General features: G+C 41.8%; 12 protein-coding genes and 2 tRNA genes. 5 read left to right on the top strand and 9 right to left on the bottom strand.

Annotated elements, in window-relative coordinates:
- Nucleotides 1-25 precede the first annotated feature (25 nt).
- On the bottom strand, nt 26-1537 hold the full coding sequence (locus BLS59_RS07105; protein WP_091146814.1) for a DUF5018 domain-containing protein: 1512 nt from the start codon (nt 1535-1537) through the stop codon (nt 26-28).
- A 256-nt stretch (nt 1538-1793) separates the two neighbouring features.
- On the opposite strand from BLS59_RS07105, the gene BLS59_RS07110 reads away from it, so the two are divergent.
- Entirely contained in the window at nt 1794-2558 is a 765-nt protein-coding gene (locus BLS59_RS07110) for a LytR/AlgR family response regulator transcription factor (protein WP_091146816.1), read from the top strand.
- Between the two features lie 32 nt (nt 2559-2590).
- Here BLS59_RS07110 and BLS59_RS31970 read toward each other — a convergent pair whose 3' ends face one another.
- The 4 genes from BLS59_RS31970 to BLS59_RS07130 all read right to left on the bottom strand — a co-directional run bounded on the left by BLS59_RS31970 (nt 2591) and on the right by BLS59_RS07130 (nt 4478).
- Nucleotides 2591-2749, bottom strand: coding sequence for a hypothetical protein (locus BLS59_RS31970; protein WP_205411203.1), 159 nt, complete (start codon nt 2747-2749; stop codon nt 2591-2593).
- 914 nt (nt 2750-3663) lie between these two features.
- Nucleotides 3664-3748: transfer RNA gene (locus tag BLS59_RS07120), tRNA-Leu, on the bottom strand.
- A 51-nt stretch (nt 3749-3799) separates the two neighbouring features.
- Nucleotides 3800-3872 (bottom strand) — tRNA-Gly (locus tag BLS59_RS07125).
- 123 nt (nt 3873-3995) lie between these two features.
- Nucleotides 3996-4478, bottom strand: coding sequence for a regulatory protein RecX (locus tag BLS59_RS07130; RefSeq protein WP_091146819.1), 483 nt, complete (start codon nt 4476-4478; stop codon nt 3996-3998).
- Between the two features lie 60 nt (nt 4479-4538).
- Here BLS59_RS07130 and BLS59_RS07135 point away from each other — a divergent pair, with 60 nt between their 5' ends.
- A complete protein-coding gene (locus BLS59_RS07135; RefSeq protein ID WP_091146823.1) occupies nt 4539-7004 on the top strand; it encodes a bifunctional UDP-N-acetylmuramoyl-tripeptide:D-alanyl-D-alanine ligase/alanine racemase in 2466 nt (821 codons plus the stop codon).
- 453 nt (nt 7005-7457) lie between these two features.
- A complete protein-coding gene (locus BLS59_RS07140) occupies nt 7458-8051 on the top strand; it encodes a DUF502 domain-containing protein (RefSeq protein ID WP_091146827.1) in 594 nt (197 codons plus the stop codon).
- Nucleotides 8052-8153: 102 nt separating this feature from the next.
- Here the strand turns inward: BLS59_RS07140 and BLS59_RS07145 are convergent, their stop codons facing one another.
- Nucleotides 8154-9437, bottom strand: coding sequence for a TCR/Tet family MFS transporter (locus tag BLS59_RS07145; RefSeq protein ID WP_091146831.1), 1284 nt, complete (start codon nt 9435-9437; stop codon nt 8154-8156).
- 71 nt (nt 9438-9508) lie between these two features.
- Nucleotides 9509-10750 (bottom strand): TCR/Tet family MFS transporter, encoded by a 1242-nt coding sequence (locus tag BLS59_RS07150; protein ID WP_091146833.1) that lies wholly within the window; start codon nt 10748-10750, stop codon nt 9509-9511.
- A 90-nt stretch (nt 10751-10840) separates the two neighbouring features.
- On the opposite strand from BLS59_RS07150, the gene BLS59_RS07155 reads away from it, so the two are divergent.
- Together BLS59_RS07155 and BLS59_RS07160 are read left to right on the top strand one after the other, a co-directional pair.
- The gene (locus BLS59_RS07155) at nt 10841-12790 is read left to right on the top strand and encodes a TlpA family protein disulfide reductase (RefSeq protein WP_091146836.1); all 1950 of its coding nucleotides are present in this window, start codon (nt 10841-10843) and stop codon (nt 12788-12790) included.
- A 139-nt stretch (nt 12791-12929) separates the two neighbouring features.
- Nucleotides 12930-14840, top strand: a complete 1911-nt coding sequence (locus BLS59_RS07160) for a TlpA family protein disulfide reductase (protein ID WP_091146839.1) — start codon at nt 12930-12932, stop codon at nt 14838-14840.
- Nucleotides 14841-14906: 66 nt separating this feature from the next.
- On the opposite strand, the gene BLS59_RS07165 is transcribed toward BLS59_RS07160, so the two are convergent.
- Nucleotides 14907-15614, bottom strand: a complete 708-nt coding sequence (locus tag BLS59_RS07165) for an LOG family protein (protein ID WP_091146843.1) — start codon at nt 15612-15614, stop codon at nt 14907-14909.
- A 22-nt stretch (nt 15615-15636) separates the two neighbouring features.
- Nucleotides 15637-17121, bottom strand: coding sequence for a sodium:solute symporter (locus tag BLS59_RS07170; protein WP_091146845.1), 1485 nt, complete (start codon nt 17119-17121; stop codon nt 15637-15639).
- Nucleotides 17122-17149 lie beyond the last annotated feature (28 nt).

The following is a 17149-nucleotide window of genomic DNA, read 5'->3' on the forward strand; positions in this document are numbered from 1 at the left end:
TATATTTTTTTGTTTACTAACTGCGTTAATTCCGTTTTAAAATATCGGCAAGGGTATTGCCGGAGAATTTATTGTTGGTTAAGGTCACGCTTCGGCCGGCGCGGTAATTTATGCCGTACCCGCCGCTGTTAGATATAGTACAGTTTGTAACCTTTCCGCCACCTGTGAGTGCGCTGCCGCAGTTGCCACCAAAGTTCAGTGCGGCCTTCGTATTACCAGAACAATATGTGTCAGACTTTATAGAACCGGCCCCATCGAATAAACAGTTATTAAATTCAATTTGCGGGTCGGAGTTATCAAGCTCAATTCCAAACCAGTACCCTTTTATATTAGCCTCGTAGCCGGTAAATTTAATAGGCGCGGCAGCTGTTCCGTTAGCTATAATTGTACCCCCGTTATCCAAATAACCTAAATAAAAACCGGCATCTTTTGTAAATTGAAATGCAACGCCCGAGTTAATGGTCATCTTTTGATTTAATTCGGTAACCTGCTCAATAACATAAGGGATGCCGATGTTTTGAACAGTTATGTTATTGAGAAGCAGCCTGCCGGTTACCTCAATAAACTTTTGGGTGTTGTTTTTATAAGAGCTTGCAGCATCCAGACTGCCGGCTTCACCAATTTTAATTTTAAGGGCTGATTTGGTATTGTCGGTAAATGTATTGTTTGCAAATTCACTGAATATACTGATACCGTAAGCATACCCGTTTTCGTAATCCCATATTCCATAACCCTCGTTATTAATGAAGCTGCAGTTTTTTACAGATACCTGCATAGGGCTGTTATTAGAGTTGTCAAGCAATACTCCGGCGGCATATTGCCCTGCCCCCGCATCGCGTACGGTTACGTATTCCCATTGGTTGCTAATGTTCTTTGAGTTTACCTGGATGCCTGTCCATGAACCGGCCTTGGCCGTTTTACCCTCCAGGATTATTGGTTTGTCTTTAGTACCAACCATTTTAAGACCGCCTCCTACTATCGAGCCTCCTACAACTGTAATACCGGCACCTTCACCGTCAAACTGAATGGTTACGCCAGGCTTAATTGTAAGTACTTTATAGTTAGATATATTGATGTTGCATTTAATAATATAATCAACACCATCGCCCCTGTCTTCCAGTACTGCCGGTACGTTGGCGCAGTCAATAACCTGTGTTACTGCTTTTGCAATGGTTACGGTTACTTTATACACTTGTGTGCTGCCATCCTCGGCGGTTACGGTGTAGTTTACATCTTTGCTGAAATCCTGCGGCACGTTGGTATTTGGCGATACCGTTGCTTTGGCCGATATGGAAATTGCCGGTGTAAGCGCAGTAACATCTGTGCCTGCGGGCGCGGTAAAGCTTATTGTTGTACCGGTTATAACGCCGGTTATAGCCAGGCCCGAACCGCTTAATTTAAAAGCGGTTATATTTTTGTCGGATGATTTAATCTGTGTTGGAACAGGATCTGCCTTATGACCCGAACCGCATGAATTGATGATAAATAGAACCGTAAATGCCAGTACGGTATAGATACTTACTCTTGCCCACTTCATAGTTGTTGAATTTGTATGCGTTTTACTTTAATTTTTAATTAATTACAGGGTTGGTGTTTCGGTTAATATTAAACCGCTGTTAAACACATAATAAAGTTAAATTTTAGGGCACAGCTACAGGGACGAAGTTTGCCAGCGGCAATTAATTCCTTGTGAAAGTGTGTAATTATGGGCTGAAGGAAAAGGATATTTTTTTTGTTGTTTTAAAAGTAAATAGCTTACTTAACCACCTAATTATTAAATTTTTTGATTACCCATGGAAAAAGTGAAGGTTCTGATAGTAGAAGACGAACTTATAATTGCCGAGTCGTTAAAAATAATGCTGGAGAACATGGGCTATGAGGTGCCTGCCATTTTCATTTCGGGCAAAACTACACTCGAAAATTTTAAGCCGGGCTTTGCCGATATCATTATTATGGATATACACCTGGCCGAGAATACCAACGGTATAGACACCTCTATAGAGATAAGAAAAATAAGTACCGCGCCTATTATTTACATTACCGACGATAGGGACGAATACACAAGAAAAAAGGCCATCTATGAGTCAAACACGGTGCAATACATAACCAAACCGTTTACAAAGCTTGATATTTCAATAGCTATTGATTTGGCCTTAAAGGCTATGAAGGGACATGATCTTGCCCTTAAGAAAAACAGCGACTCATCATTCCTGATCAACGAAAGCATTTTTGTTAAAGATGTGCAGGGTTTCAAAAAAATAATGATAACCGATATCATGTTCCTTAAAGCCGACGGAAGTTACTGTAAGCTTTTTCATAGGGGAAGAAAAAAGGGCAACGAGACAGTTATGGAGGAGATTATGTTCAGCGAAAATTTGAGCTACCTGGAAGAGAAACTTCTTTTTGCTAAAAACCTGGTGCGTATTCACCGCTCATTTATCATTAACATTCATAATGTTAAAAAAATCCAGGAAAACAGGCTTTGGATTGAGGATGTGGAGATTCCAGTAGGGAAAACCTATAAAAACGAAATACGCGACAGGTTTAGGTTTATTTAATAGCGAGATAGCCTATATAAAAAAGAGATGTTTTAATAACATAGGGTTTGGTAAATATCATCTTTACCACCAAGCTGGCTTTGTACAGCCGCATTGTAGTTTGTGGTATTGGCGCTTCTTTCATTAATAGGGTACTGATACCTGGTTGGGATGGTAGTACCATTGTTGGTATTACCCGCGCCAATGCTCAATACAGGGATGCCTGTTCTGCGCTATTGGTAGTATGCTTCTAAGCCAGAGTTACGTGCAAATGCAAGATACTTTTGGGTTAGTATCTGTTTTCAGCCATCGGCATTATTACCGGCATATTTAACAGCAGTCTGTTTATAATAATCGTCGTACTTAAAGGTTGTACCAGCCTGGCATATTCCTGGAGGTCTGAAGCGGGGCGGAATTTTCCGCCCCGCTTAGTTAGTAGAATTATGAAAATTATAGTCCAGATGCAGATCCAAATCATCAAATTATTTACTTGTGCAATCCCTTTTTCTTAAGGTAGCTCAATAGTTCCTTTGGTCTATCTGTTTGTATAATAGTTGCGCCATGTTCAATCAGCCAATCCGAACCTAACCAACTTGCTTAACAAAAATTGGGGTAAAGTATATTTTTCACCAAACACTTTTAATTCAACCGCCAGTGTGGGGTTAACGCCGCAATTATTCCCGCCGCAGCAAAATTTGGGTAATTACCCTGTATATCGTTTTGCCGACCCTGGTAAGCCATATGCTATAGATTATTTTGCGAGCAGGTGGCAAATGCAGGTAGGAGTACGATATACATTTTAAGGAACTGAAAATTAGACGGGGCATCAACGAAACGAGGCGTGAGCATTTGTTTGATGCCCCGCTTATCGGAATATTAAATTATTATACTATTAATTTTAAGGGCTATAGCGGCTTTTTTATCAACAAAAAAGACGCTATAATTAACTCAATTTAATTTGTGGCTTTTTGATATTTGCAGGGTTTTAGCCGGAAAGTTAAAAATGTAAAGTGTTGAAATGTAGCTAATTATGAGAAATTGATCGTAAAAAAAAGAGGGTTCGATTCCTTTAGGGATTGTTAAAAACAAAAATAACTCGCTGATTATCAGCGAGTTATTTAGCAAGTACTCAGAGCGGGAATCGAACCCGCACTCCGTTTACGGGAACAGGATTTTAAGTCCTGCGTGTCTACCAGTTCCACCATCTGAGCAGGTGATTAACCTTTTAAAAATAAAACCCTTCTTTTGATGGAAGGGCTTTGAGCGAAAGACGAGATTCGAACTCGCGACCCCGACCTTGGCAAGGTCGTGCTCTACCAACTGAGCTACTTTCGCGTTGGTATTTTCCTGCTTGGAGTTGCTTTGGCCTTAACCGTTTGCTTATCTCGTTTGCGGGAGTGCAAATATAGACAGAATTGGATGTTCTGCAAGGAAAATTTTTACTTTTTTTAAAATAGTTTATAAGTCGCTGTTTTTCAGAATATCAGCAACAAGGTCGGCCTCGTATCCGCGCCCCATTGCGTACTGTTGTAGCTTGTACCGGCGTTTAATGGCATTTTTTTCGGATAATGTTACTGCTTTCTTTTCAATTACACGGGTAAGGGCGGCCATATAATCGTCGGCATCAATAGTAAGGAGAGCTTTTTTTATCAGTACATCGGGCACGCGTTTAAACTTAAGGCCTTGTTTTATTTTGATTTTACCCCATGCTTTTTGCCCAAATTTGCCTTTGGTGTAGGCCTTTGCAAAACGATCTTCATTTAAAAAATTACCCTGAATCAGTTCGCTGATGATCTGCTCCACAGCCTCAGGCCATAAACCCCATTCGTACAGCTTATCGCGCACCTCCTGCTGGCTCCGTTCCTGGTAGGCGCAATAGTGCTCGGCTTTTGCCAGCGCCACCTTTGGGTCGGTAATTTTAATTGTTTTGGGGCTATCCATTTAAAACCAAAATTCGTTAAAAATTCTTCTATTGTTAAGATAATATAGCAAATTCGTACCATGCTTAGCAACCACTACTCTATAACTAAAGTAAAGCAAATAATTAATGCCGATGGCAACATTGTAAAGGAATGCACCATCAGCACGCTTTTTACCGATAGCCGCCGTATAAGTAACGCCGCCAATGGTTTGTTTTTTGCCTTAAGCGGCAGGCGCAACGGGCACGAGTTTGTTGCCGAAGCCTATGCCGCCGGCATCCGCAATTTTGTGGTTGCGCACGGGCCGGAATTTAACCTGCCCGAAGCCAATTTTTTACGCGTTGCCGATCCACTGGCGGCTTTGCAGGCGTTGGCAGCTTATCACCGTAGCCAGTTTAATTTGCAGGTGATAGGCATAACCGGCAGCAACGGCAAAACAATAGTTAAGGAGTGGCTGTACCAGTTATTGGCAGCCGATAAAAACATTGTGCGTAACCCTAAAAGCTATAATTCGCAAATTGGTGTGCCGCTATCGGTATGGCAAATAAACGGCCGTAATGATCTGGGCATCTTCGAGGCCGGGATCTCGACCGTAAACGAAATGGATAAGCTGGAAGCCATTATAAAGCCGCAGATAGGGGTGCTTACCCATATGGGCACAGCGCATGACGAGGGTTTTGATAATCCGCGGCAAAAACTGCTGGAAAAGCTGCAATTGTTCAGGAACAGTAAAAAGCTGATCTATAACTACGATCAGCTAATAGATTATAAAAAAGACATCCCCGTAAAAGACACCTTTACCTGGAGCCGCAAATTTAACCAGGCCGATCTGTACGTTTTCAGCGAAACGGTGATCGCCAAAAACTATTACCTGCGGGCCAATTACCAAAAAAAGGAGATAGAGTGCCTGATTCCTTTTTCTGATCAGGCGTCTATAGAAAACGCCATTACCTGCTGGGCTACCATGCTGGCGCTGGGTTATAGTGCCGTTGAGGCCGATAAGCGGATAGAACGGCTTACCCCCGTAAGCATGCGCCTGGAACTAAAAACCGGGGTAAACGAATGCTCGGTTATTGACGACTCTTATAACTCCGATCTGCAATCGCTGGAGATAGCGCTGAATTTTTTAAATCAGCAAAATCAGCATCAGAAAAAAACGCTGATCCTGTCAGATATTTTTCAGTCGGGCTTGCAGCAGGATGTATTGTACCGTCAGGTGGCCGATATGGTTGCCTCAAAAAATGTCGACAAGTTTATTGGGGTAGGGGAAGCTTTGCTGGCGCATCAGCAATATTTTAAGGTGGCCGAGCAGTACTTTTTTACCGATACGGCAACTATGCTGCAACAGCTAAAGCAGCTTAATTTTAAAGAAGAAACCATCCTGATCAAAGGTTCACGCAGTTTTGAGTTCGAGCGGATCAGCAAGGCGCTGGCACAAAAGGCGCATGAAACGGTAATGGAGATTAACCTCAATACGCTGTTAAATAACCTCAACTTTTATAAATCAAAACTAAAGCCGGGCGTAAAAGTTATGGCCATGGTAAAGGCATTTAGCTATGGCAGCGGCACCTTTGAAGTAGCCAATATGCTGCAATACAACAAGGTTGATTACCTGGCGGTGGCTTATATTGATGAAGGAGTTGCCCTGCGGCAGGCGGGTATTAACCTGCCCATCATGATCCTTAATTCCGAAGCATCGGCGTTTGATAAACTAACCGAGTATAAGCTGGAACCGGTGATCTACAGTTTTGGCTTGCTGGACGATTTTGTGAGTTATACGCAGGATAGGGGCATTGCCAATTATCCTGTACACCTTAAAATTGATACCGGGATGCACCGCCTGGGGTTTGAGAATTATGAGATAGAAACCCTTTGCGATATGCTGGAAGAAAACAGGTACGTGCGTATCCAGTCCGTTTTTTCACACCTGGCTGCAAGCGAGGCCAAAAAGCATGATGAATTTACCAAAACACAGATAAAGCGCTTCGAAAAAGCAGCAAAAGAGATAGAAAAAACACTGGGTTATAAAGTGATCAAACACTTGTGTAATACGGCGGGCATTATCCGCTGGCCGGCAGCACAATATGACATGGTGCGGCTGGGGATTGGTTTGTATGGCATCGATTCGGCGGTGCCGATTACCGAAAACGCGCTGCAGCCCATTGCCAGTTTAAAAACCAGTGTAGCCCAGGTTAAAAAAATCAGCGCTGGCGATACCATAAGTTATAGCCGAAGCGGCAAGTTATCGAAAGATGGTAAGATAGCTACCGTACGTATTGGCTATGCCGATGGCTACCTGCGCGCCTTTGGTAACGGTATTGGCAAAATGTTAATAAAAGGAACCCTGGTACCAACCGTGGGCAACATTACCATGGATATGTGCATGCTTGACATAAGCGGACTTGATGTACGCGAAGGCGACGAAGTAATAGTTTTTGACGAGCAGCACCAGCGCATTGAAGAACTGGCAGCACAAATTGGTACTATCCCCTATGAAATATTAACTAATATTTCGCAAAGGGTAAAAAGGGTGTATTTTTATGAGTAGATGTTATATGGCTAAAAACGCCAAACATATCATCGCTCTCCGAATAAACTAAAAGTTATTCATCTTAAAGACATTTAAACTAATGGGCAATAATAAATAGTGTTTATGGGTTATTAAAGGGTAATTTACCTGTTTACCGTTGCTAAACGTTTTTATTATGTCGAATATTAACAGTCATGCCCACCGGGATATTCATTGCCCATCGTGTTCAACAGTGTCGCATCACCGGATACCGAGAGGCGAAATTATAAAAGTGATTTTCTTTTGGCTGCCGCTTCACAGGTATATGTGCTACAACTGCATGAGCAAATTTTATGTAAGAAGTTAAGCCAGCATTATAACTCCAATGCGCTATTTTGGGATTGCTTTTCCAGCGGATAGGGGCACCTTTTACTTTTATTTCCGTCCTGATTTAAAAGAGTGTACTTTTACCCATAGAAATTTTCGTTGTCAATGAACAGGTTTGCAGGAGCTTTATTCAGGTATTTTATAAAGGGGATGTTGGTGGTGATACCTATTGGCGCGGCCATTTTCCTGATGTACTGGGCGGTTTCTACTGTTGATAAAGCCCTGAACCTGAGTGATGTGCTTTGGGTTGATAAAAATGGAAAGCACCTTTATATTCCGGGCCTTGGTATCCTGAATGTGATTGTGGTAATCATGATAGTGGGGATACTGGTTACCACTGTAGTTACCGAACCTATTAAGCGTTGGTTTAAACGCTGGTTTAACCGCCTGCCCATTTTTGCGTTCCTGTATTCATCTATAAAAGACCTTACCGAAGCATTTGTGGGCGAAGAAAAGAAATTCAATGAGCCTGTATTGGTTGAGGTAAACGAATTTGGGATGAAAAAAATAGGCTTCCTGGTACAAAAGGATTTGGCTATGCTCAATTTACCCGGCGAGGTTGCTGTATATTTCCCTTATTCCTATTCATTTGCCGGGCAGGTGATAATTATTGATGCCAGCAAAGTAAAACCCATCGACAAGAGCGCTGCCGACGTAATGAAGTTTGTAATATCGGGCGGCGTTAGCGGGTTAGAATAAAACATAAAACGTAGAGACGCAATATTTTGCGTCTCCCTCATGCAGATTAACTATGCAGGGTATAAGACGCAAATACGCGCCTCTACATAAAAAGGTTCTACATTAAAATGCGCGGTCTGGCAAGTTCGAATCTCCCGGCTCAACAACCTTTTTGTCTTTGATCAACGATCCTTTTTTAAAGCTCTTTATCGCCATAAACATACTGACGAGCATTATTGCTGCGGCCAATATATAAGGCGCACCGGGGAAATAACTATGCGTATTACGATGCGTGAACAGGTGAAATACCGAACTCATTAACAGCGGGCCTATAATCACGGCCAAACTTGTTAAACTGGCCAGCGAACCCTGCAATTCGCCCTGCTCCTTGGGCGATACGGTTCCGGTGATCAACCCCTGCAAAGCCGGACCGGAAATACCACCCAAACAATACGGGATCATATACAAATACATCATCCAACCGTGGTTTACAAAGGCAATAAGTGTTAAGCCTATGGCGTAAAAAAGCAGACCGGCTACAATGTTTTTCTCTTGCCCGTATTTAGGTATAGTTATGCGGATCAGCCCGCCCTGTATGGCTACCAATACCACGCCTATAAAAATGCCCAGGCTGCTGATGCTGCTCAATGTCCAGTTAAATTTTTCTATCAGGAAAAAGGATAGTACATATTCTACTGCCTTTTGGGCCACGTAAACCAAGCCAAACACACCTACCAAACCTGCTAAGGCGGGATATTTCCCGAGGTTTTTTAGAGAGCTGATAGGGTTTGCCTTTTTCCACTCAAAAGGGCGGCGGTTTTCTGGTGCCAGCGATTCGGGTAGTACAAAGAAGCCGTAAATGGCGTTTATTAGCGCGAATGCCGCTGCGGCCATAAAGGGAAATTTTACGTTAAGATCGCCAAGGTAGCCGCCTATGCCTATCCCAATAATAAAACCCAGGCCCGATGCCACACCAATCAGCCCGAAGTTTGCGGCCCTGTTATCGCCGGTGCTTACATCGGCAATATAGGCTGTAGCTGTGGACGTGCTTGCGCCGGTAATACCGGCTATTATGCGGCCCACAAAAAGCCAGCCCACAGTAGGGGCAAAGGCCATAAATATATAATCGATACCAAAACCAAAAAGCGAAGTAAGCAATACTGGTCGCCGGCCGTACCTGTCGCTAAGGTTACCCACTACGGATGAAAACAGGAACTGCATAGATGCGTAGGTAAAAGTAAGGTAACCGCTGTATTGGGTAGCGGTACTTACGTCAACTCCCGCCAGGGTTTGCAGCAGCTTTGGCATTACGGGAATAATTACGCCCAGGCCCAGCACATCAATAAAAAGGGTTACAAATATAAAACCCAGCGCGGCCGAGTGCTTTTTTTTAGGCGTATCGTTCATTAAATGGTTAAGCGTTATTTATAATAAAAAGTTTTAAGGCGGATATAATAAATCAGTTACATAAACTTAATTTATTTCGCAGATGTAAGATTTTTGCCTTTTTTAAAACTTCTGATGGCCAGTAGTGCCGCCATAAGCATCAATATAGCACCTAAGATGAATGGTGCTCCGGGCAAATAAATGTGGTTTTTGGAATTTGTAAAAAAGTAAAACAAAGATGTCATTATCCAGGGGCCAAAAATTGAGCTGAGACTCATTAAGCTTGTGAGGCCGCCCTGAAGTTCACCCTGCTCATTAGCAGGTACCTGGTTGGTCATTAAGCCTTGCAAAGCCGGACCAGCAATTCCGCCCAGTGCATAAGGTACCATAAATGCAAACATCATCCATGTTTGATTTGCAAAAGCAAATAATATAAGTCCGATGCTGTAAAGTAACAGACCCATCCAGATGCTGCGTTCCAAACCGAATTTGGGCAAGGTTATTCTTATCAATAGTCCTTGAACAATGGCTATCATTAGCCCAATAAAAGCCAATGAACTACCAACTAAAAACTCGTTCCAGTTAAATTTCAGGATGGTATAAAATGTCCATACGCTTTGTACCGATTGAACCGCAAGGTATACGAGAAACAAAGACACGGCTAAGCCAATTACAGACGGATATTTTTTTAATTGTAATAGCGATCCCAGTGGGTTTGCCCTCTTTAATTCAAAAGGACGGCGGTGATCCACTGAGAGTGATTCGGGCAGGATAAAATAGCCGTAAGCCGCGTTTAATAAAGCTAATCCTGCCGCGGCAAAAAATGGATAATGTGTATTCCATTGGCCCAACACCCCGCCCAAGAAAGGGCCGATAATAAAGCCTATTCCAAATGCCACGCCAATCATTCCAAAGTTTTGTGCACGTTTCTCGGGCGCGCTGATATCGGCAATGTAGGCAGATGCCGTGGTGAAGCTTGCACCGGTGATGCCCGCTATAACACGGCCAACAAACAACCAGCCTATAGATGGGGCAAAAGCAAGGAAAAGATAATCTATGCCGAAACCTAATAGCGAACTTAACAATATCGGCCGACGGCCATATTTATCGCTAAGATTGCCAATTACCGGCGAAAATAGGAATTGCATTACCGAATATGCCAATAACATTAACCCCGAATAGAGCGATGCCTCCCGAAGTGTACCATGTATGAGGCCCTTTATCAGGTCGGGCATTACGGGTATAATTATACCAAAGCCAATAACATCTATCAGCATCGTTACAAAAATAAAGCCTAATGCAGCCTGTGGTTTAAGTTTGGCAGGTTGATCCATAGTGCAAAGTAAAATTATTAACCTTAAATATTAAAAATATTTGTATTTATAGTATCTTGTACTTAATTTAACTAAAATTTTAGTTGCCTAATGAAAAATCACAAAATCCTGTTGCTGTTGCCGGCGTTGCTGGCCATGCAAACCGCTTTCGCGCAAAGCAGCCACCTCACATTATCTGATAATTATCCTGCCGCTGCAGAAAAAATAAAACTTAAGTACGATACCGTGGGCACACCATTGGGTGGCAAAAAGGACATTAGCGCACAGGTTTATTTTCTCGATGGAAAGGAAAACCCGGCTGCAGATGTTACCCTGAAACAACAAGGTGCCGTGCTTACAGGCGATTTTACCGTGCCTGCCACTGCGAAGGCCTTTTTTGTAAAGGTTTTCAGTGGGGATGATGTTGATAGTAATAACGAAAATGGCTATATTTTTTATGTTTATAAAGATCAAAAGCCTGTTCCTAATGCTTACGAGGCCAAAGCTTATATCTTGGCGAGCGGCGTAGGTACCAACCTTGCCAAAATAAAAACCGTTACAGATCCGGCATTCGACCTGTTCAAACAGGAAGAAGAGGTATATCCGCAGGGCGAAAAACTGTACCGCCTTAATTATTACTATATGTTATCAAGTAAAAAAGATGCAGCTACGGTGGCAATGTTTGATAACAAGGTAAGAGCGCTTGCAAAAAGCGATAATGAAAAAGACCTGGTGCTGGCCATAAACATGCTCGCCTGGCGTAAAAATAAAAAAGATGCCGATTCATTGCTGGCTGTGATAAAAACACGTTTCCCTAAGGGCGAGTCTGCACAAAGCGACGATGAAATGGCAATTTACAGGGAAAGCGACCTTGGGAAAAAAGATTCGCTTTACAAGGCCTTAATTGTAAAATATCCGGCCTTGGCTAATGATAAAAGCTCACTGCTTGATTATGTAAGGGTACAAATAGCATCTGGTTTTTTAGAAAAAGGTAATACTGCCGCTTTTAACACTTATCTGCCATTGATAAAAAACAAATCAACCCTGGCTTATAATTTTAACAATGCCGCTTATGAACTGGCTAAGAAAGGTGAGAGTTTGGATGTGGCCGAAAACATGTCGAAACAATCGTTAGATATAGTTTCTGAAAATATAAAAAAGCCGGTTGGCGCTGCATTTAGCTCACCAAAATCATCAGCAAAAAACAGCCAAAGTGCTTATGATACGTATGCCGATACTTACGCGTTTATATTATACAAACAAAAGAAGTATGCCGAAGCGTACAAATATGCAAAACCATTGTTTCCCCGTTTTAAGGACGAGGCCGAAACCGCCGAGCATTATGTACTTATTCTGAACGCGCTTGGTAAATATGCCGATGCAAAACCCATTACAGAAGATTTGATAAAAGCCGGTAAAGAATCGCCGGTTTTGGTTGACGAATTAAAAAAGACCTACGTTGGCACCAACGGTAACGAAACAGGCTATGAACCATACCTGGCCAATCTAATGCAGATTTCCAAAGCCAAAAAGCGCGAAGAACTAACCAAACAAATGATAAACGAGCCTGCGGTGGCCTTTGCATTAAAAGATTTCGACGGTAATTCTGTTTCATTAGAGGGCCTTAAGGGTAAAACTGTAATTGTTGACTTTTGGGCTACCTGGTGCGGCCCTTGTAAAGCATCATTCCCGGGTATGCAACTGGCCGTAAATAAATACAAGGACGATCCCGAAGTGAAATTCCTGTTTGTGGATACATGGGAAAACGGCGATAATTTTGCAGATGGTGTTAAAAAGTTTATTGCCGATAATAAATATACCTTCCATGTACTGTTTGATGAAAAAGGTACCGATGGCAGGCAATCAAAAGTGGTATCGCAATTTGGCGTTACCGGCATCCCAACCAAATTTATCCTCGATAAAAACGGAAATATAAGGTTTAAGGTAGTAGGCTACAGCGGCTCAACCAACGGCGTATTTAACGAAGTTAGCACCATGATAGATCTGCTTAAAGACCCAACTGCTACCACTGCGGTAGCAGCAACAGAGGGCAAAAAATAATATCAACCAATTATAAAAACAAAAAATGCCGCCCGAAAGGAGTGGCATTTTTTTGTTTATGGAAAGTGATGAGTTTATTTATTAAAATATTTGAATTTATAATATTTGTTACCTATATTAACTAAAAATTTAGTTATCGATGAAATATTTTAAATCCCTATTGCTGGTTTTGCTATCCGTACAAACCGCTTTTGCACAAAGCAGCCATTTAACATTGTCTGATACCTATCCCTCTGCAACGGAAAAAATAAATATCAAATATGATACCGTAGGTACAGTATTGGGCGGTAAAAAAGATATTGCTGCATATATTTATTTTCTCGGCGATGACAGCCTCACTCCGGCCGATGTTGCAATAAAGGCAAATGGTAGGTTACTTACAGGTCATTTCACCATTCCTGCCGGCGCAAAAGCATTTATAGTGAAATTATTTAGTGGTGATATCATTGATGATAACAATGAAAAGGGATATTTATATAAAGTTTACAGCAACAAAAAGCCTGTTGCGGGTGCTTATGCTATGGAAGCTTCGGTGGCTAATGGCATAGCTATTAATATAGCTAAAATAAAGGAGGATAGAAGCCGTGCCATAGCATTATATGAACAGGAATTTGCGGCATATCCGGAGAGCAAAAAGCAATTTGAAATTGATTATTATAAAACGCTGTATATCTCTAAAAAACCGGAGTATAAAGCAATGATAGATCAAAAAATTGAAGAGTGGTCAAAAAGTAATGTTGAGTTGGAAATGCAAGCTGCTTGCAGTTTAATGGCAGCCTCCGGAATGAATGAGCGTTCAGTGGCATTAAATAAAAGTTTAATAAGTAAGTTTCCGTATAGTTTAAATTCTATAATTGAGGTTTATTCAACGGCCCAAAATCTGACGGATTCCTCGTTTTACGCTCTTGTAAAGCGGTTTAGTTTAGTAAAGGAAGCTCGGATTTACAGTGATAATTTAGCGGCAATAAAGGCCGGCGAACAACTTAAAAAGGATAGCATAGATAATTATAAAAAATATGCGGCTGTGGTATCTGATAAATCCGTGCTGGCGCCCGATTTAAATGCCTTTGCTTATGATTTGGCCAAATCCGGTAAGCGCTTACCTTACGCCGAACAATTGTCTAAGCAATCATTGGCAATTCTGCAGCAGCAAATTGATCATCCCAAACCAACGCAATATCGCTCGCCAAACCGCATTAAGCAGATAAAGCAGGCCGAATACGATATTTATGCAGATACTTACGCGTTTATACTTTATAAAATGGGAAGAGTTGCAGAGGCACTAACCTATGAGCAGTCTATTTATGAACATGGCAATAAGGATAAGCCTGAGATTACTGAACATTACTTACTAATATTAGCGGCAAACGACAAATACGCCGAAATTTTAACCGTTGCTAAAAATGCCATAATAACCAATAAAAGTACCGATGCAATCAACGCAGCAATAAAAACTGCCTATGTTAAAGTTCATGGTAATTTAAACGGGTTTGATGATTTAACAGCATCAATGGCAAGCGCCGCAAAGCAAAACCGGGAAAGCGGGATGAGGCAGCAAATGACAAATAACCCGGCACCTTCGTTTGTACTAAAAGATATGGAGGGTAACACCATATCGCTGCAAAGTTTAAAGGGTAAAATTATAATAGTTGATTTTTGGGCCACCTGGTGCGGGCCTTGTAAAAGATCATTCCCCGGTATGCAGAGGTCTGTAAATAAATATAAAGATGATGCGAATGTGAAATTTCTGTTTATTGATACATGGGAAACTGGCGATACCTATGCAGACGCAGTAAAAACATTTATTGCGGACAATAAATATAGTTTTCAGGTGCTTTTAGACGAAAAAGGTGACGATGGAAAGCAGTCGAAAGTGGTAACACAGTTTGGCGTTACAGGTATCCCAACCAAGTTTGTTATCGATAAAAATGGAAATATCCGGTTTACCCATATTGGCTATAACGAAAACTTTGAGCAGGAACTGGATACTATGATAGACGTTTTAAAGAGCTCCGAAGTAGACAAGGCATCGCCTAAAGCAATTATGTAAATTAAAAAGGGCCTCATAAAAAGCGAGTGTATAAAATATATACAGTCGCTTTTTATATGAATCGTATTAAAAATTCGGCTTCAATACATATTTGTTGTAGAAACGGGTAATGTGCTCTACGGCTTCTTCGGCGGTGTCAACCACGCGGTAAAGGTTAAGGTCATCCGGGTTGATGTTGTGCTGATCGTTCAGCATTTTTTCTTCTACCCAGTTAAACAGGCCTTTCCAGTAATCAACCCCAACAAAAATGATGGGGAAACGAGCAATTTTACCGGTTTGAATAAGCGTCATGGCTTCAAAAGATTCGTCCATAGTGCCAAAGCCACCCGGCAAAATAATAAAGCCCTGCGAGTACTTCATGAACATTACTTTGCGGATGAAGAAGTAATCAAATTCCAGGATCTTATCCCTGTCGATATATTTATTGTGAAATTGCTCAAAAGGCAGCTCGATGTTTAAACCTACCGATTTACCACCGGCTTCGTAAGCACCTTTATTGGCCGCTTCCATAATACCCGGGCCACCGCCGGATATTACACCGTAGCCATGCTCGGTAAGCAAGCGCGCGGTATGCTCGGCCAGTTCATAGTATTTATTATCATTATGGGTACGTGCCGATCCGAAGATGGATACGCAAGGGCCAATTTTGGCCAGTTTTTCAAAGCCGTCAACAAATTCGGCCATTATTTTAAAGATCTGCCAGGAATCGGTTACCTTAATTTCCTGCCAGTTTTTGTTTTCAAATGCTAATCTGATTTTTTCTTCTCCGGTCATATCTTTTCTAAAGTATTATTAACTATAACGCTGCTAATTTGTTTTTTGATGTGGAGGTAAGCAGCAAGCCAACAAAAGTAATTAATCCGTTAACAATAATGAGTTCGTTGCTGAACACGTAGCCCCCCAAAAGCGTTGCCGAATGAATGCTCAAAAAGTAACAAACCGCGGGTGATATCAGGCAAATAAATGGCACCAGTTTATCCCTAACTTGCCTGTTGCCCACAAATAGCCCAAACGAATACAAGCCCAGCAAAGGTCCGTAAGTGTAGGATGCCACAGAAAATATGGCGCTTACTACAGCATCGTTATTAATGGCGTTGAATATAATAATGGTGAGGAACATTAAGCCCGAAAAGGCTATGTGAACGGCATGGCGCGTGCCTACCTTTTTCTTGCTATTAAGATCGGTACTTTTGTTAAAGTTCAAAAAATCAACACAAAATGAAGTGGTAAGTGCCGTAAGTGCCGAATCCGTGGTGGCAAATGTGGCAGCAGTGAGGCCCAGCATAAACACCATAGCCGGCACTATGCCCAGGTATTTTAGGGCGATGGTAGGGTACAGGTAGTCGGTTTTATCAACATGGATACCGTATTTATTGGCGTACATCCATAATAAAGCGCCTACACTCAGGAAAAATATATTGATAACCACAAACACCGCCGTAAAGCTGAACATGTTTTTTTGCGCTTCGCCAATGTTTTTAAGGCTCAGGTTTTTCTGCATCAGATCCTGATCAAGCCCGGTCATGCCAACGGTGATAAACAAGCCGCCCAAAAAGGCCTTGGTGAAGTGAAACTTGCTGACCATGAAATCATTAAAGAAAAAGATCTTGGCGTAACTGCTGTTCTTGATAGCGTCGGCGGCTTCAAAAATGCTCATATCAAGGCTCCGGCAAATAAAATATATCGACAGGAAAACGGATGCTACGAGGAAAAACGTTTGCAAACTATCGGTAATAATAATGGTTTTTAGTCCCCCCTTAAATGTGTACGACCATATCAACAATAAACAAATGAGCACCGTTACGGCAAAAGGGATATGGTAGCTATCAAAAATGAACTTCTGCAATACGATAACCACCAAATAAAGCCTGAAAGCCGAGCCGATAACCCTGCTGATGAGGAAGATACCCGCCGCGGTTTTGTAGCTCCAGGTGCCTAAAGCCTGTTCAATATAGCTATAAATGGATGTTAATTTAAGCCGATAATATAGTGGTAATAACACTGTTGCTATGATAATAAAACCAGCTGCGTTACCCAGCACAAATTGAAAATATGAAAACTGATCGCCGGAAGGTGCACCCACTTTACCGGGCACCGATATAAACGTAACCCCGCTTAATGCCGTACCAATCATCCCGAAGGCTACCAAATACCATTTAGAGTTGCGATTGGCCACAAAAAAGGTATCATTATCTGATGCCTTGCGCGATGTAAGCCACGATATAATCAGCAAAACCAAAAAGTAACCGATAATAAATGAAAGTAATACTCCTGGCGACATAGGATTTTATTTAGTCCGGAAGTCGGGG

Origin of the sequence: Mucilaginibacter pineti (assembly GCF_900101875.1) — a bacterium.
In the GTDB taxonomy this organism is placed as follows: Bacteria; Bacteroidota; Bacteroidia; order Sphingobacteriales; family Sphingobacteriaceae; genus Mucilaginibacter; species Mucilaginibacter pineti.

Excerpts from the sequence above, each read along its gene's own strand:
- BLS59_RS07170 (WP_091146845.1), bottom strand. The coding sequence starts at position 17,121 with ATGTCGCCAGGAGTATTACTTTCATTTATTATCGGTTACTTTTTGGTT.
- BLS59_RS07140 (WP_091146827.1), top strand. The coding sequence starts at position 7,458 with ATGAACAGGTTTGCAGGAGCTTTATTCAGGTATTTTATAAAGGGGATG.
- BLS59_RS07150 (WP_091146833.1), bottom strand. The coding sequence starts at position 10,750 with ATGGATCAACCTGCCAAACTTAAACCACAGGCTGCATTAGGCTTTATT.
- BLS59_RS07135 (WP_091146823.1), top strand. The coding sequence starts at position 4,539 with ATGCTTAGCAACCACTACTCTATAACTAAAGTAAAGCAAATAATTAAT.
- BLS59_RS07105 (WP_091146814.1), bottom strand. The coding sequence starts at position 1,537 with ATGAAGTGGGCAAGAGTAAGTATCTATACCGTACTGGCATTTACGGTT.
- BLS59_RS07160 (WP_091146839.1), top strand. The coding sequence starts at position 12,930 with ATGAAATATTTTAAATCCCTATTGCTGGTTTTGCTATCCGTACAAACC.
- BLS59_RS07165 (WP_091146843.1), bottom strand. The coding sequence starts at position 15,614 with ATGACCGGAGAAGAAAAAATCAGATTAGCATTTGAAAACAAAAACTGG.
- BLS59_RS07145 (WP_091146831.1), bottom strand. The coding sequence starts at position 9,437 with ATGAACGATACGCCTAAAAAAAAGCACTCGGCCGCGCTGGGTTTTATA.
- BLS59_RS07130 (WP_091146819.1), bottom strand. The coding sequence starts at position 4,478 with ATGGATAGCCCCAAAACAATTAAAATTACCGACCCAAAGGTGGCGCTG.
- BLS59_RS07110 (WP_091146816.1), top strand. The coding sequence starts at position 1,794 with ATGGAAAAAGTGAAGGTTCTGATAGTAGAAGACGAACTTATAATTGCC.
- BLS59_RS07155 (WP_091146836.1), top strand. The coding sequence starts at position 10,841 with ATGAAAAATCACAAAATCCTGTTGCTGTTGCCGGCGTTGCTGGCCATG.